Below are 15445 nucleotides of genomic sequence, written 5' to 3'. Positions count from 1 at the left end.
CGCTATGGCGCAGGGCTGTGGGGCTCGGTGCGCGTCATTTTGTCGAAGGCCTTGTCCACCACTTCGGTGTGGCGCACGCGCTCCTTGTGGCCTGGGGTGGCTTGGGCGTTGAGCAGATCGAGCTGCTCCTGGATGGCGGCGGCGATTTGCAGCATGACGCGGTGCAGGCCCAGCTGCTGGCGGCGGCTGTTGGCCAGGTGGTCTTGCACGGGTTGCAGGGCGCTGGCCACCAGGTGGCCCAGCTCGCGCGCGGCCAGCAGGCGGCTGGTTTGTTCGGCCAGGTCTTTTTCTGCCTGGCTTGGGCTGGCGGCGTCAGCCTGTGCGGCAGGCGGCTGCGCGGCGGCCAGTTGTTGCAGGCTGGCCAGCAGTTCGGCCCAGGGGGCGGCGGGCTGGTTGGCGCTGGCTTCGGCCTGGGCGCGGGTGGCGCGCACCAGGTCGATGAGTTGGGCGACGATTTGGCCGCCGGTGTCGGCATCGGCGCCGCCCATGGCTTGCGTGCGCTGGTAGTTGAGCTGGATTTCGCGCCAGCGCGCCTGCTGCGCTTGGCTCATGTGGCCGCGCAGCTCGGCGAGCTTGAGCAGGTTTTCCTCTGCGCCGGTGGTCAGCAGCTGCGCTTCGCCCAGGTAGTGGTCGTCCAGCAGTTGCTGCATTTCGGCTTCGTTCATGACGCTGGTGATTTTCTCGGCCAGCTTGTTCATGTTGCGGTAGGAGCCTTGCAGCTTGAAGGGCGGCTCGGTGCGGTTGGCGTCGGCCTGGGCGGCGCTGGCGATGTATTGCTGGTTGACGCGGTAGACGATTTCGCGCACAGCCAGCATGCGCTGGAGCACGGCGTCGATCTCGCGCAGCTCGGCGGCGCTGTAGTCGTGGCTGAGATCGCCGGCGGAGAATTCCCGGCCCTGCGCCTTGCCGATGAGCAGGTACAGGTCCTTGAGATCGCGCGTGGCCAGCGGGGCCAGGGTGGGGTTGCTGGTCAGGCTGTTTTCGATGTAGCTGAGCTTGAAGGTCTCCTCCATGCCGCCGAGCACGTCGCCCAGGTTGTAGACGTCGGCGCGGTTGGCCAGCATGTCGGGGATCTTGAAGACCTCGCCCGATTCGGTGTAGGGGTTGCCGGCCATGACGATGCAGAACTTCTTGCCGCGCATGTCGTAGGTCTTGGTGCGCCCGCGCCAGACGCCCTCGATGCGGCGCGTGCCGTCCGACAGCGAGATAAAGCGCTGTAAAAACTCCGGGTGGGTGTGCTGGATGTCGTCGATGTAGAGCATGACGTTGTTGCCCATCTCCAGCGCGAGGTTGAGTTTTTCCAGCTCTTGGCGGCTGGTGGCGTCGGGTGCCTGGGCGGGGTCGATGCTGCGCACTTCGTGGCCCAGCGCCGGGCCGTTGATCTTCATGAAGATCAGCCCCAGCCGGCTGGCGACGTATTCCATCAGCGTGGTTTTGCCGTAGCCGGGCGGGGAGATCATCATCAGCAGGCCCATCAGATCGGTGCGCTTGTGCTCGCCCACGGTGCCCATTTGCTTGGCCAGGTTGTCGCCGATGACGCTCAGGTACACGTCGTTGATGAGCTGGTTGCGCACGAAGCTGGCCAGCGGCCGGGGCTTGAACTCGTCCAGCCGCATGGCCGCGCGCTGCTCGGTGAGGATGTCCTGGCGCAACTGCTGGTAGCGGCGCAGGCCGGGCACGAAGTGGTTGGTGTGCCAGTGGGCGCGGCGCGCGAAGTCGTCCACGCCCAGCTCCAGCGCGCCATCGTGGATGCGCGGGTGCTGGCCCAGCAGGCCGGTGACGGTGGTGCGCAGCGGCACGTGCAGCACCTCGTGCGCCGTGCCCTCGTGCAGCAGGGCCAGGGCGGCGGCTTCGGGCACGTAGTCCAGCGCGGCCTGGGCGTTTTTGGCGGATGTGCTGGCCTCGGCATGGGCGATGGCGCTCAGCCACTGGGCGGCCAGGGCAAAGCGCACGGCCAGTGGCTGCTCGGCATCGTGCAAGGTGGCGTGCAGCTCGGCCCAGCGGCCCTGGGATTGCAGGCGCTCTTGCAGGCTGTGCAGCAGGGCCGCGGCCTGGCTGGAGAAGTGCAGCCGCGCCGCGCCGCCGCTGGCGGGGCCGGCCAGCTCCTCGGCCAGATAGGCCGCGGCCTGGGCGGCCAGGGATTGCAGGGCGGTAGTCGGCGCGGCAGTCGGTGTGGCATTCGATGCGGCATGGCCCGGCGGGTGCTCGGCTGGGCCGGGCTGCACCGGATGGTCAAGGTCGTCGGCCGGCGCAAACACGGCTTCGAGCTGCTGGCTGCGCGCAAAGGCCAGCAGGGCCTGGGCCATCTCCTGCTCCAGCGCGGTGCGCGCCTGGGCGCTGCCCAGCAGTTGCTGCATGGCGGCGGCGCCCTGGGCGCGGCTGGGCCAATGGCGCGCTTGGGCGGCCAGTTTGAAGCCCGGCTCCGCGCCGCCATCCAGGCCCGCACTCAGGCTGCTCCACAGCAGCACGGCCAGGGCGCGGGCGCGGGCGTCGTGGGCCAGCACGCCGGCCTGCTCCTGCAGCGGCAGCAGCGCTTGCAGGATGAGGGCGGCATCGTGATCGTGGATGCCGCGCTCATAGCCTTCGCGGTAGCGCGGCGCGGCAAATTCGCGCACGGCGCGCACCAGCTCCTCGGGCTTGGGCAGCAAGGCCATGAGCTGGTCTCGGCTGGGGGCGGCGGCGCTGGCTTCTTCGCCTGGCTCGCCGCCCTGGCTGGTGGTGCCTGTGGTGCCCACTGCTCCCACCCCTGTTGGGCGCGCTGCTTGCAGCATTTGCAGGGCCAGGTATTCAGCGCGGCTCAATTGGGGCGATTCGGATTCGAGCGAGACGTCCCAGAACGGGCGCAGCGCGGCCAGCTCGGGCGCGTGCAGCGGCTCCATGAAGTCCGTGCCCGTCAGGTGCAGATGCAGCGTGTCGCCGCGCGGCATCAGCGTCAAATCCAGCGCCTGGGTGTTGACGGAAAAGCGGTGCCGGCCCAGGCGGATGACGCTGCCGTCGCCTTCGAACAAATCGCTCTTGTCGCGCAGCGCGCGCAGGGCCTGGTCGCGGATGCCTTTGAGGCGCGCCTCGATGTCGTCGGCCTTGACGTGGTCGTGCAGCGCGCGCAGGCGCTCGGCCAGCTCGCGCAGCTTGAGGATCAGCGCATCGCCGGCGAAGAAGGCGTTGAGCGCGTCCTGCCCGTCCATGCGCTCGGTGCGGCGCGGCAGCCCTTCCAGAATGCGCAGCGCAGCGTCGAACACGCCCTGGGCGCGGCGCTGGCGATCGTCCAGCAGGGCCTGTTTGTGGGTTTCGAAGGTCTCCAGCAGCTCCTCGCGCTTGGCGATGATGTCGGTCAGGAACTGCTCGTGCTCGCCGTACTGGCTCTCCAGCTCTTCGAGCTGCACCAGCAGCCGGGCCAGTTGCTCATCGCATTTTTCCGGGTCGGTGGCCAGGGCCTGGGCGCTGGCGATGCTTTGGCCAAACAGCGCGAACTGCGCGCCGAACTGCGCCACCTGCTCGGCCGCGCCCATGCCGCGCTTTTTCTGCTCGGCGCGGGCGCGGCTTTGGTTGAGCGCGGCATAAATCTCGGAGATGCCCTGCACGATGCGGGTGCGCTGCGTGGGGTCGTCCACGCGCAGCACGGCCATCAGCTCGGAGAGCGTGTCCAGCTCGGCCGACATGGCCTGCATGGCCGCCAGCGGCTCTTGCAACTGGGGCGTGGTCTGGGCCTTGGCAACCTGCTCATCCAGTTGCTTGAGCCCCTCGGTGTAGGGGGCCAGGGCCTCGTCGCTGGCGAGGAATTCGGCCGTGCGCTGGGCCGTCTCGGCATGGGCGGCGTCCAGCTCGGCCTGCAGGGCATCCACGGCGGCGGCATCGACGTAGCGCAGTTCGCGCACGCTCATCAGCCGCCCGCGCTGCGCGCCCAGGCTGGCCAGCGCCTGCACGTAATCGCGCGTGTGGCGCAAATCGCCGCGGCGGATCTCGCCCAGCAGGCTGCGCTGGCGCGTGGCGGCCTCGTTCATCTGGCGCTGCGTGTCGCTGCGGATGCTCTGGACCTTTTCGTATTCGTCCAGCACCGCCTCGCCGCTGGCGACGATCTCGTGCAGCACGCGCGGCAGAGTCGGCAGCGCGCCGCCCAGCCCCTGCTCCATCCAGTGGTAGCGCTCGAACAGGCGGCGCGTGGTGTCGATCAGCCGCCCGTAGCGGCCGCTGGAGATGTCCTGGGCCTCGATCTCGCGCGTGAGGCTGTACAGCTCGGAGATGCCGCGCACCAGCTCGGCATTGCCGATGCGCCCCAGCGGCGTGTGGCGCGCGGGCTGGCGCGCGGCGTATTCTTCGGTGGCGAATGGCGTGCGCCAGATCTGCATCGGGTGGATGCGCGTGGGCTCGTCGGACTCGGAGCTGAACAGCACCATGCGCCCGTCCTCCAGCAGCGCGTAGCCGTGGCCGATCAGCGGCGCTTGCAGCTCGCGCGCAATCAGGTTGTAGGTGAACAGCGCCACGCGCCCGCTTTCGGGCTCGTAGAACACGTAGAGCACGTCCTCGCCGTTGGGCGAGCGGTAGCTGCGCTTGAAGCGCATGCCGCCCATGTCCTGGCCGAAGCTGCGGCTCTCGCCGTTTTGCAGGTAGTAGCCGCCGGGGAAGATGATGCCGTGGTCCTCGGGCAACTGGATGCAGGCCAGGCCGATGGCATCAATGCGCTGCACCTTCTGTGTCAGCGTGTTGTAGACCAGATAACGCCACTGCTCCTCGCGGTAGGGCAGCACCTTCAGCAGGATCAGGCTGCCCACGCGGGCGTATTCCAGCTTGGCGTCGTCCAGCGACTGGGTGGCGTCCTGCACGGCCTCGCGCCAGATGCCCAGGCCATCGTTGGTGTTGTTCTCGATCTTGACGGTCAGCTCGCCGCCCAGCGTGTCGATGAACACCGTATCCAGCACATTGATGTGCGGGTGGCGGCCCTGCACCACGTCGGCGCGGCCCGCCGCTGTCCATTCGAAATCGTAGGGTGCGGGCAGGGCGATGTCGCGCTCGCCGCGGTTGTCGATGTACTGCACCTGGCGGCCATCGGGCGAGACCGACCAGCGAAACACCCGCACGTCCGAGAGCCGCTCGCCAATCTGAAACGCCGCCAGCAGCTTGCCGTCCTTGACGCGCAATTGCAGCAGCCGCGCGCCCTTGTAGTAGGTGTAGAGCTCGCGGAAATCCTGCACAAAGCTCTGCTGGCCCAGAAAGGTCTGCGCCGCATCGACCGGTACCACGTCATAGCCCGCGCCGCCTGCGCCGCCTTCGTTGCCATCGCCCGCAGAACTCGCAGAGCCCGCCGCGCCTTCGTGCAGGCGATAGACGGCGAATACATCCTCAACGCGTGTCTCCTGCTTGATGCCCAGGAACACGTTGTAGCCAAACACCATCAGCTCGCCCAGCTGCACGATGTCGCGCCCCACGCAGTTGTGCTCGGTGCGCACCCGCACGCGCCCCAGCAGCCCCATCTGGCTGGCGCCGAACTCGGCCAGGCGCTGCGCGTTCAAATCCGCCGCCAGCGCCTGCAAGGCCGCGCCCTGCTCGGCCAGGCGCTTGCGCAAAACCTCATACGCGCCGCCGCTGGCGACGGCCTGGTCCACGGCGTGATCGGAGTGGTGTTGGTCGGTAGTCATGAGGGGGCTTGTCCTTGGCGTCAATGGCGCAAATGGTGCCGGTGACGATCGTGTGTGAAAGTTGTTGCGGGCGGGCGTGGCGCGGCTGTGCTTCACGGCGTTTTGTGCATCCTCACATGGCCCAGGTAACGCAATTGCTGGGGCTGCTCGACAGGGGCTAGCTCCCAGCGCTCGGGTCGGTTGCGCAAAACGCGTAGCAAGGAGACGCTTGGGTGCAAGACTCCTTGCGCACGCAAATCGCTGGCGACAGTGGTGTAAGTACACCAATTGCCAGCCATCAAGCAGGGCGCGGCAATCAATACCAGCGTGTCACTGGTGCGTTGGACCGCCAATTGCAGCAGTATTTGTCGCAACTGGTGCAATTTTTCCGGCAGCACGGGCAAGGGGGAGCGTTTGCCACTCTTGTCTGTAGCATTCTGTGCGGTTGCAAACTCTGCATTGGCTACTCGGTAACGAATCAGTGTTGGCTTGTAGCCAGGGTGCAACTCGAACTCTGGGCCGATCCAGCGCCCGATCTTGCTGTTTTTGCCCAGATCGCCACGCTGACGCAGAGCGCAGACCACCGGAGGCAGAGGATGCCAGCGCCCGTCGTGTAAATCAGGCCAGGCTTGCAAGAGCTGCGCTCTCGTCAACGCTGGAGCGTTTGCCACGCTCCGTGCACCAGCTTTCAGATAGCGAATCTGATTTGGTTTTTGGCTTCCAGTTTGCACCTCGAAGCTCTGTTGCAAGGGGGTAAGCCATCGCGTCAATTTGGTGTTAGCTCCCAGAACCCCCAGCCTGCGCATGTGCCCAACAACTTGCGAAAGGGGTTGCCACTGACCGCTGCGCAAGTCGGGCCAAGCTTGCAGCACTTGCTGGACGGAAGGATGCGATGGCAAATCGGCGGCGGACGCACCGGTAACAGGCTTGGGCAAGGGGGGCTGCGCTGGCGTGTGGGACGATGCTTGAAGGGCGCTGGGCAATCCTGCGGTATCTCCGTTGGACGATTTAAAGCCTTCCACCTCATCAAAAAACCGGCTGGCGGCCTTGAACACAATGCCCTCCATGCCGTAGCACATCATCTTGCAGCCAAGCTCCCGCAAGCGCATGGCCAGTGGCGCGAAGTCGGCATCACCCGAACAAATCACGACGGTTTTGATGGCTGGATTGCGACAAACGGCCTCCATCGCCGCGATGGCAAGGGCCACATCGGTTGTGTTTTTACTGACCGACACATTGCAGACAGGACGAATGCCGTACTCAGCCAGCAGTGCTTCAAGGCTTTTCAGGCTGACTGCATCGCCATAAGCGTGCTTGAGTACCGGCTCGCCTTCTGCGAAGACTTTCCGTATGGCCTGCTTGAGTGCATCGCAATCACGGAAATTGTCAGCATCAATGAATAACGCCAGTTGAGGGGGAGCGGAGCTCATGATCGGGTTCCGGCCTTGATACGTTGCTTACTATTCAGCCCTTGCTCCAGCATCTGCAACGCCTGGCCCTTGCAGTAATCGGCTTTGGCCTCGGCGCCAGCGAGGCTCCATTGCTCCTGGGCCTGCTGGCCGGCTTTGCGGCGCAGCTCTTGGAAGCGGCCGCTTTTTTCGTATTGCTCCAGTGCTTCCTGGCGCTGGGCGCGCCAGAGCTTGTGCGCTTCCAGATAGCGATCGGGATGGGCGCTGGAGCAAATGTCGAACAGGGCTTGCTGGGCCACCAGTGGCAAGATGGCTGTGTCTGCGCTGCTGTCGCCAGCATTGGGTCCGCCACGCATGGGTTGGGTTTTTTGGGGGGCTGCGGCCTTGGCGGCTTCTGGCGCAGGAGCGGGGGCTTTGGACGCGCGGGTGACGGGTTGGGTGCCCGCAGGGCAGGGCGTGTCCTGGTACATGGTTTTGCCAGCCGCGTTCACGCATTTGAAATGTGCCGACGCGGGGGCGGCAAACAAGGCGCAGGCGGCCAGGCTGGCGCAGAGCAGGGCTTGGGGCCAGGGCTTGCGGGTAGCAGGTGGGTGGTGCATGGAGGGGTTTCGCGAATCATGGCCTGAAATTGCAGGTTTCAGGCGCGGTTTCCAATCGGCAGTTAACCGGGCTTGCGCAGCAGCAATATCACTTCATTATTCAGCAACAGTTCTTTTGGGTATTGCTCCAATAACGGGGCGGGAGGGGCGATGTCTTGCATGAGATTTTTCTGCACGCGCTCGGCTACAAAGCCCACGCTTTGCATTAACTGGACGAGTTCGTCGGCGCCAAGGCGATTGAGGTTCAGATATTCATTGAAAACAAAGCGCTTGTAGCCATCCACCCCGAAATCGGCAAAGCCGAAATCGACTTCTTCGGCAATCAGTTCACCGTCGTAGGCCTGGATGCGTTGCCATAGTTCGTCCTCCGGCAGCAGCAGATGTGCCCAGGGCTCCTGGATGTAGCGGCGCAAGTGTGAACCCCAGGCGGAGTAGTACAGCGGCTCGATTTGCAGGAAAAACAGCCCGCCGGGGCGCAGGCATTCGAACAGGTCTTTCGCAATGGGGGTGAGCTGGTCGCGCTGCACGTGTTCGAAGGTGGACCAGCTCATGATGACGTCCACGGCCTGGTGCCGGGGCGCCAGGGGGGCGGCGGGCTGGATGGTTTCAAAGCTCAGCCCCGGCGGCAGCCGTTTGAGCTGGATTTGCTCGCGCGCAATGCCGGGGAGTTTTTCATATTCGCGGCGAATATCGATGCCGTGGATTTGGGTGGCGCCGTGGCGCAGCATCAGCGCCAAATCGCTGATGCCATCGCCGCAGCCGAAATTGAGCATTTTGGCTGCGGGTAAATCAATATCCTGTTTGAGCCAGTCGTGAATCAGATCGGCGGCGTAAAAAAATGTGCCCGGAACCATTCGTTGGTAATGGTTTCCGTCTGGAATGTGAGCGGGCTGGGAAACAGCTTTTCTTTCAGCGTGCTGAAAAACGGGATGGGCGGCATGGCAGATGGGTTTTCTTCCGAGATGCTCGGGCAAGGGGGTGAATGGTTTTCTAAATCAAAGGAAAAACAATTTCATTATTTTGGCATGATGGATATGGAATGAATTTTCTTTTGATATGTATTTTGTCAGCGGCTGCCGATATGGATGCAACCAGGCATGGCGCGGGAGATGAAGTCGAAATCGGCGCTGACGCAATCCCAGTTGCGGATCATGCCGCTGGCCAAGTTGGCATTGGGCGTGAGGGTGACGGCGCCATCCAGGCCCAATTGGGGCAAAAAGCGCATGACGATGGCGCCGCCGGGGCCGATTTCCAGCGATTGCAAAACGTGGTCGTAGGGCAGATCAAAGCGCAGTTCGTCCAGGCTTTGGGGCAGCCTGCCCTGGGTGGCGAGGTATTCGGCAATCCAGGTGCGCAGGGCGGCGGCAATGAGAAAGCCTTGCCGCAAGCGCTCTTCGCGCAGGGCCTGGGCAACGGCTTGGGTTTGCTCCTGCTCTTTTTGCGCCTGCATGGCGGCGGCGGCTTCGCGCACCGTCTCCATTGCCGCTTCGCGTTCGGACTGGCGCAGCAGAAAGTGGTAAGCCCCAATGGCGGCGATGGCCACTGCCAGGGCAATGGCTCCTGTGGTCCAGGGCGAAAGATTAGGCGATTGAGATGGGCGAGATGGCATGGACATGGCGCGGTGGTGTCGGTGATGGCGGGAGAGGGGTCTGGGTGCAGCGCCCAAGCTTCGGATTTGCAGCAGACGCAAGTCGCCCGCCCGAGCGGCGCACGCCCAGGCGGGCGGCCAGTTGATCGACCAGCGTATCGGTCAAAGGCGGCAATGCCGCAGCCGCTTGCGGGTCTGCTGCATCTTGCAGCACGGTGCACAGCAGGGCAACGGGGCCGCGGTCTTGGTGGCGCAGTTCGATGCGAAAGTCCATGCCTACCTGGTAGCAGCCAAGGCTCCAGGCGGCATCCAGTCCCTGGAGGGTTGCCGTTTGGGGCTGCCCGATGGGATAAAGGCGAGCAGGGGCGAACTCCATGCGCCAGCCCGGATGGCGGGCGTTGGGGCGGCGGATGGAGGCGTTGGCAAGCTGGCGGCGACGCAAGCGGCGCGTCAACAGCGCCAACGGCACGGTCGCAGCGACGGCAATGGCCAAAGTCCAGGCGATGCCCCAGCGATCCAGCGCAAAAACTGCCAGGACGGGCAGCAGGATTTCCAGGCCCCAGCGCGGCCAAAGGCTGTTGTGTTGGAGTTCTAGTGGCAACTGCACGCAGGCCGCGCCAGCGCGCAGTTGCGCAGTGATGTCCATCACCGCTTTTTGGCTGGGTGTGTGCGGGGGCATGGCGTGGGCGGCGGGCTACTCCTATTGCAGCAATTAAAGAAAATAATTTTGCAAACCTTCAGAATAGCAAAAATCATGAAAGAGATAGAAACTAAGATCAAAGTATCGAGAATGATGGCGGTGTTCGAAAACATTGCTATTGCAAATAATCCAATATAATTTCCAATTAATATATTTGCGATGCCCGAGGCATCATCCAGAATCGCACTGGATACTTTATGGTCTTTGCCTAAATATTTCTCTATCTGTGAGATAGCTAAGGCGCCGACAATAGAAAAAATGGCTATATATATTACGGTGTCTATCCCTGGACGGGCGGTCTGTATAAATTCCTTTAAATTTCCGAATTGGTAAAAAATTATGGAAAGAAAAGCATATATCGCCCATCGAACAGTATCTTCGGTTTTGAAAAAAATTCCAAGAATGCGTACTATTTTCGATAATTTGCCGCTTGGTTTTGTTGTCATGATTTTATCCTTGATATAAGAAATCGGATTTCATTTTACTCTTCGGGCGTCGCATTATTTTTATTGCTGCCGCCGGTGAATTTCTGCAGCAAGTCGTGGATGATGGGGCTTTTGCCCGCCGCGCCTTCGAGGAATTTGCCCATGGACAGGCCGCTGGCGAATTTGTCGAAGAACGCGCCTTCGCCGCCGACGATGTCGATGTTGGCCTTGGACAGCGCCGAGGACAGCACCTCGGCCTGCTCGCGCGCGATGTGCTTGCTGGCCTCGATGCCGGCAATGGCTTGCTCGAAGCTCTTTTCCAGCTGCATGCGAAATTCCTCGTGCGCGCGGGCGGTGTCGCCCAACTGGCCCAGGGTGGCGAATTTCTCGGCCAGGCCACGGGCTTCGGCCATGAGTTTTTCCAGCAGCACGGCGGCTTCGGCATTGCCCACTTCGCTGGTGACCTTGGCGCGCGCCAGGCCTTGCTCCTGCTCGCCCTTGGCGATGGCAATGAGCTTTTCGGCTTCCACCTTGGCTTCGGCCAGGCCTTGCTTTTCGACGGCATCGGCCCTGGCGTCGATCACGCGCGCCTCGGCCAGGCCTTTTTCCTCCAGGCCCTTGGCCTCGGCCATGAGCTGCTCGGCGGTGACTTTGGCCTGCGCCAGGCCTTCTTTTTCCAGCGCGGCGGCGGCCACTTCGCGCACGCGGGCATCGGCCAGGCCGGGGGCGGCGCGCTCGGCCTGCACGCCTTCGGCCAGGCGCTTCTTGGCCTCGGCCTGCTGGGTGGCCGCTTCCAGCTCGGCCTGGGCGACGACGGTGATTTCCACCGCCTTGTGGCGTGAGGCGGCTTCGTCGGCCTCGGCCTTTTTCACCTGTTTGACCAGGGCCTCTTCGGCTTCGGCCTGGGCTTGCAGCACGGCCACTTGCTTGAGGCGGTCGGCCTCGGAGACCTGGCGCACTTCCTTGATGCGCTCTTCTTCCTGGGCGACGGTTTTCTCCACCGCCACGCGCTCGCGCACGACGTTGGCGATGTGGGTTTTTTCCACTTCCAGGGCTTTTTCCTTCTCGATGCGTTGCAGCTCGACTTCGCGCTCGCGCGAGACGATTTCCAGATCGCGCGCGCGGGTGACTTTTTCCGCCTCGATGACCACGGCCCGCTGGCGGTTTTGCTGGGCCACTTCCACTTCGCGCAGGCGGTTTTCCTCGCGGATGTCCACCTGCTCCTGCGTGGCGATGCGGGCCTGCTCGGCCTTGAGGCGCTCTTCTTCCTGCACCTTGCGGGTTTCGGCCTCCTCGCGCGCCTGGATGGTGGCGATTTCGCGCTTTTGGCGCGCCTCGGCGTCGGCCTGTTGGCGCTCCAGCGCCAGCAGGGCCTCCTTGGTTTCGACGTTCTTCTTGGTGATGGCCATTTCCTCGTTGCGCTCGAGTTCGTTGGTCACCACGTTTTGCGCCGCGGTCAGCTCGGTGATTTTGCGGATGCCTTCGGCGTCCAGGATGTTGTTGGGGTCCAGCGCGGCCTTGGGGGTTTGCTCCAGGTAGTCGATGGCCACGTCTTCGAGCGCGTAGCCGTTGAGGTCTTCGCCGATGACTTGCACGATGCGGTCGCGAAATTCCTGGCGGTTCTCGAACAGTTTGACGAACTCGATTTGCTTGCCCACGGTCTTGAGGGCCTCGGAGAACTTGGCGTTGAACAGCTCGTTGACGGCGGCCTTGTCCGAGGCGCGATCGACGCCGATGGACTTGGCGACCTTGAGCACGTCCTCGGGCGTTTCATTGACGCGCAGGTAAAAGGCCACGGTGATGTCGGCGCGCATGTTGTCCTTGCAGATCAGCCCTTCCTTGCCGCGGCGGTCCACCTCCAGCGTGATGAGGGAGATCTTCATGAACTCCTTTTTGTGGATCACCGGATAGACCAGGCCGCCGGTGAACTTGACCTTGGGCGTGGAGCTCATGTCGTTGATGATGAGCGCCGTGCCTTGCGGCACTTTGACGTAGAAGGCTTTGAACATCGCCAGCAAGGCGACGACGATGACGACGACGACGCCAATGCCCAGCAGCAGGGGCATGATCCAGGCCAAGTTCATCGGTGTTCTCCCAAGGGTGTGTGAAAGGAAAGGGGGGCGGCGCAGGGCGGGTTATTGCGGCGCGCCGGTGTGGAATTCTTCTTCGGAAACGACGCGCCAGGCGCGCTGCTCGGGCAGCGGCTCGATCAGTACCACGCGGCTGCCGCGCGGCAGCTCATCGCCGTGGGTGCGGATTTGCAGCACCAGGCCCGCGCCGCCGTCGTCCACGGCGGCATAGCCGCTCTGGGCGTTGACGCTGGCGCTGCGCACCACGCCCACGCGGCCCAGCACGGTTTTGGGCTCTTCCTGCGGCACTTTGCGCAGCAGCGCGCGCACGGGCTTGAGCGCCAGGCTGGTCAGCACGATGGCAACCAGGCCCGCGCCGGCAAACACCGCTGCGCCCAGCGCGAAATGCACGGCCGGATGGCCCAGCAGCGGCAGCGCAATCAGCACGGAAAAGTAGCTCGCCAGCCAGCCAAAGAGCACGATGAGGCTGAGGATGACGGTCAGCGGCACCCCGCCCAGCCCCAGGCGCGAGAGCAGGCCCGCCAGCGCGCCGGCATCGGCGCCGTCCAGCCCGTCGGCGTCAAAAAACAGGCTGTCGAGCACCTCGGTCTCCAGCAGGCCCAGGGCCACGACCAGCCAATACAGCACGACCACGGCCAGCAGGATGCTGAAGACCACGGTGGGGAAGCTGGTGACGATCTGCAAAAAGCTGTGCATGCGAACCTCTTGAGCGGGGCTTTTGTGGGTGGCGGGCGCACCGCGCGGCTATGCCGTTGGCGCGGACGCAGGGCAGGCATTCTCGCGCGCTTTGGGCTCGCGGGGCCGGGGGGCAAGACCCCCGGCAGTGGCCTGGCTCAATCGTTTTGGCTGCTGGCAGGGCTGGCTGCGGGCTGCCCGCTGCGCTGGGCCTTGAGCCGCGCCAGCACCGCGCTGGCGCTGTGCGCGTCGGGGCTGATGCCGGCCTGGCGCAGGCGGGCATCCAGGGCGTCTTCGGCGTTTTCCTGGGCCAGCTCTGCGGCTGCCTGCAGCCGCGCGCCGCGCTCGGCCTGTTTTTGTTTGATGCGCTCCAGCGAGTCCAGCGCCGTTTGCACGCGCGACTGCCCGCCGCTGTAGCGCTCGGCCACGGTGGCCTGGGCGCGCTGCACGTTTTCCGTGGCCTTGACGGTGTCGGCCTGTTGCTTCAGGCGTCGGATGTGCGCCTCGGCCTGGGCGATGGCCTGGCGCAGCTGGCCTGCGCTGTGGGCGAACTGCTCGGCCTGGGCCCGCTCCTCGTCGCGCACGGTCTCCAGCGAGGCGATCTTGCCCGCCACCTCCAGGGCCAGGGCCTCGTCGCTGCCATCGAGCGCCTTGACGGCATAGCCCTCGTATTCGGCGATCTTCTTGGCGCTTTGCTCCAGCTTGCCGCGCGCGAGCTTTTCCTTGGCGATGATTTCGGCCAGCGCCTCCTTGCTCTTGCGCAGATCGGCATCGGCGTCGCGGATCTCCTGATCCAGAATGCGCAGCGCCTGGCCATCGACCAGGGCCTGGCCGGCTTCATGGGCGCCGCCGCGCAGCGCCGTGATGAGTTTGTTCCATACCGACATGGCGGTCTCCTCCTTGCTCAGTGTGAAAAGGCGGTTGTTAAGAACCTGTTCAAAAAGGCCATCAACCCGCCGCCTGCTGCGCGGCCGGGCGCAGCAGCGGCTCGAAGGCCTCGGTCATCTGGATGACGTTGTCGGCCAGGGTCTCGATTTCGTACAGCACGTTGGCCAGCGAGGCGGCGGCGCTGAGCGCGCCGAAGACGATGTAGCCATCCTGGCCGTCGGCAAAGCGCTCGATGGCCACCGTGGCCAGCGGGAACACCTTTTGCGCGCGCAGCACCTGCTCGTTGAAGGCGGCGCGATCGGCGATCTGCTCGACCGGCCACAGGTAGGCCTCGATCACGATCTGCCCGCCGGCAACGGCCAGGAACAGCGGCAGCTGGCCGTAGTCGTGCATGGTGATCAGCATGCTGGCCTCTGCGCCTTCGAGCAGCTCCAGCGCCGCGTTGCCGCTGCGGGCCCAGTCGCTGTCCAGCAGCGCCTGGTGCAAGGCATGGATGGTCCAGGGTGTTGCCGTGTTCATGATGCCCTCCTTGATGAATGTCTGCGCGCCGCGTGGCTGGCGCATCTGTTTTTCCAATGCCAGCAGGTCTTGCGCGTATTCGGGCAGAACCCACAGCTCCTTCTTGACCAGGCCCTTCTCGCGCAGGCGCTGGCGGTGCAAGCGCTGGTAGTAGGCCGACGACTTTCTTTCCATGTGATGGATTTTATTGAATTTACATGTGACGTCAATCGAGTTTGCGCCGTATTGGGAGGGTGTTTGATTTATTTTTTCTATCCTATAAATGAATTTACTCAATTTGATCTATTGCCTTGCAGGCCGTACACTGCGGCCCATCATTGTTCCCCTGCAAACGTAAGAGGTATTTCCATGGCAAAGGTCAACACCCCCATCAAGCCTTTCAAGGCCACCGCCTACCGCAACGGCCAGTTCGTCGACATCACCGAGAAGGACGTGCTGGGCAAGTGGGCCGTGTTTTTCTTCTACCCTGCTGATTTCACCTTCGTCTGCCCCACCGAGCTGGGCGACGTGGCCGACAAGTACGAAGAGCTGCAAAAGCTCGGCGTTGAGGTGTTCTCCGTCTCGACCGACACGCATTTCACGCACAAGGCCTGGCACGACACCTCCGACACCATCGGCAAGATCAAGTACTACATGGTGGGCGACCAGACCTTCCAGTTGGCCAACAACTTCGACGTGCTGCGCGAAGGCCAGGGCTTGGCCGACCGCGCCACCTTCATCGTCGATCCGCAGGGCGTGATCCAGGCGGTGGAAATCACCGCCGAGGGCATTGGCCGCGACGCCGAAGACCTGCTGCGCAAGATCAAGGCCGCCCAGTACGTGGCCGCGCACCCGGGCGAAGTCTGCCCGGCCAAGTGGAAGGAAGGCGACAAGACTCTGGCTCCTTCGCTGGATCTGGTCGGCAAGATCTGAACGTATCCTGAGAGCCGCAAGCCCTGGC

General features: G+C 63.8%; 13 protein-coding genes and 1 pseudogene. 2 read left to right on the top strand and 12 right to left on the bottom strand.

Features of this window, described 5'->3' with window-relative positions:
- Positions 1-2: 2 nt before the first annotated feature.
- The 5 genes and pseudogenes from CK625_RS08750 to CK625_RS08735 all read right to left on the bottom strand — a co-directional run bounded on the left by CK625_RS08750 (position 3) and on the right by CK625_RS08735 (position 8474).
- On the bottom strand, positions 3-5633 hold the full coding sequence (locus CK625_RS08750) for a DNA repair ATPase (RefSeq protein ID WP_095539931.1): 5631 nt from the start codon (positions 5631-5633) through the stop codon (positions 3-5).
- Positions 5634-5725: 92 nt separating this feature from the next.
- Positions 5726-7042 carry an NYN domain-containing protein gene (locus CK625_RS08745; RefSeq protein WP_095539930.1) on the bottom strand — a complete coding sequence of 439 codons (1317 nt, stop codon included), beginning with the start codon at positions 7040-7042 and terminating at the stop codon, positions 5726-5728.
- Positions 7039-7377, bottom strand: coding sequence for a hypothetical protein (locus CK625_RS14115; RefSeq protein ID WP_238945593.1), 339 nt, complete (start codon positions 7375-7377; stop codon positions 7039-7041). Before CK625_RS14115 ends, CK625_RS08745 begins: the two co-directional genes overlap by 4 nt.
- Before the next feature lie 30 nt (positions 7378-7407).
- A pseudogene (locus CK625_RS14290) lies at positions 7408-7620 on the bottom strand (DUF4124 domain-containing protein); the annotation flags it as partial.
- Between the two features lie 62 nt (positions 7621-7682).
- Complete coding sequence (locus CK625_RS08735) at positions 7683-8474, bottom strand: class I SAM-dependent methyltransferase (protein ID WP_238945592.1); 792 nt, start codon at positions 8472-8474, stop codon at positions 7683-7685.
- A gap of 9 nt (positions 8475-8483) precedes the next feature.
- Here CK625_RS08735 and CK625_RS13915 point away from each other — a divergent pair, with 9 nt between their 5' ends.
- Positions 8484-8663, top strand: a complete 180-nt coding sequence (locus tag CK625_RS13915; protein ID WP_172425125.1) for a hypothetical protein — start codon at positions 8484-8486, stop codon at positions 8661-8663.
- A 23-nt stretch (positions 8664-8686) separates the two neighbouring features.
- Here CK625_RS13915 and CK625_RS08730 read toward each other — a convergent pair whose 3' ends face one another.
- The 7 genes from CK625_RS08730 to CK625_RS08705 form a co-directional block, all read right to left on the bottom strand.
- Positions 8687-9235, bottom strand: coding sequence for a pilin (locus CK625_RS08730; protein WP_143326238.1), 549 nt, complete (start codon positions 9233-9235; stop codon positions 8687-8689).
- Positions 9201-9887, bottom strand: a complete 687-nt coding sequence (locus tag CK625_RS08725; protein ID WP_095539927.1) for a hypothetical protein — start codon at positions 9885-9887, stop codon at positions 9201-9203. Before CK625_RS08725 ends, CK625_RS08730 begins: the two co-directional genes overlap by 35 nt.
- Entirely contained in the window at positions 9854-10354 is a 501-nt protein-coding gene (locus CK625_RS13720) for a hypothetical protein (protein ID WP_143326237.1), read from the bottom strand. The genes CK625_RS08725 and CK625_RS13720 overlap by 34 nt, the downstream gene beginning before the upstream one ends.
- Positions 10355-10389: 35 nt before the next feature.
- Positions 10390-12417, bottom strand: a complete 2028-nt coding sequence (locus CK625_RS08720) for a hypothetical protein (protein ID WP_095539926.1) — start codon at positions 12415-12417, stop codon at positions 10390-10392.
- 51 nt (positions 12418-12468) lie between these two features.
- Positions 12469-13119, bottom strand: a complete 651-nt coding sequence (locus CK625_RS08715) for a ubiquinone biosynthesis protein UbiH (RefSeq protein WP_095539925.1) — start codon at positions 13117-13119, stop codon at positions 12469-12471.
- Between the two features lie 137 nt (positions 13120-13256).
- Positions 13257-13985 (bottom strand): PspA/IM30 family protein, encoded by a 729-nt coding sequence (locus CK625_RS08710; RefSeq protein WP_095539924.1) that lies wholly within the window; start codon positions 13983-13985, stop codon positions 13257-13259.
- A gap of 61 nt (positions 13986-14046) precedes the next feature.
- Positions 14047-14679 carry a YjfI family protein gene (locus CK625_RS08705; RefSeq protein ID WP_095539923.1) on the bottom strand — a complete coding sequence of 211 codons (633 nt, stop codon included), beginning with the start codon at positions 14677-14679 and terminating at the stop codon, positions 14047-14049.
- A gap of 174 nt (positions 14680-14853) precedes the next feature.
- Between CK625_RS08705 and ahpC the strand changes: the two genes are divergently transcribed.
- Entirely contained in the window at positions 14854-15417 is a 564-nt protein-coding gene (gene ahpC / locus CK625_RS08700) for an alkyl hydroperoxide reductase subunit C (RefSeq protein WP_095539922.1), read from the top strand.
- Positions 15418-15445: the final 28 nt, after the last annotated feature.

Origin of the sequence: Vandammella animalimorsus (assembly GCF_002285265.1) — a bacterium.
GTDB lineage: Bacteria > Pseudomonadota > Gammaproteobacteria > Burkholderiales > Burkholderiaceae_C > Lampropedia.
This window is presented reverse-complemented; position numbering and strand designations above follow the sequence as displayed.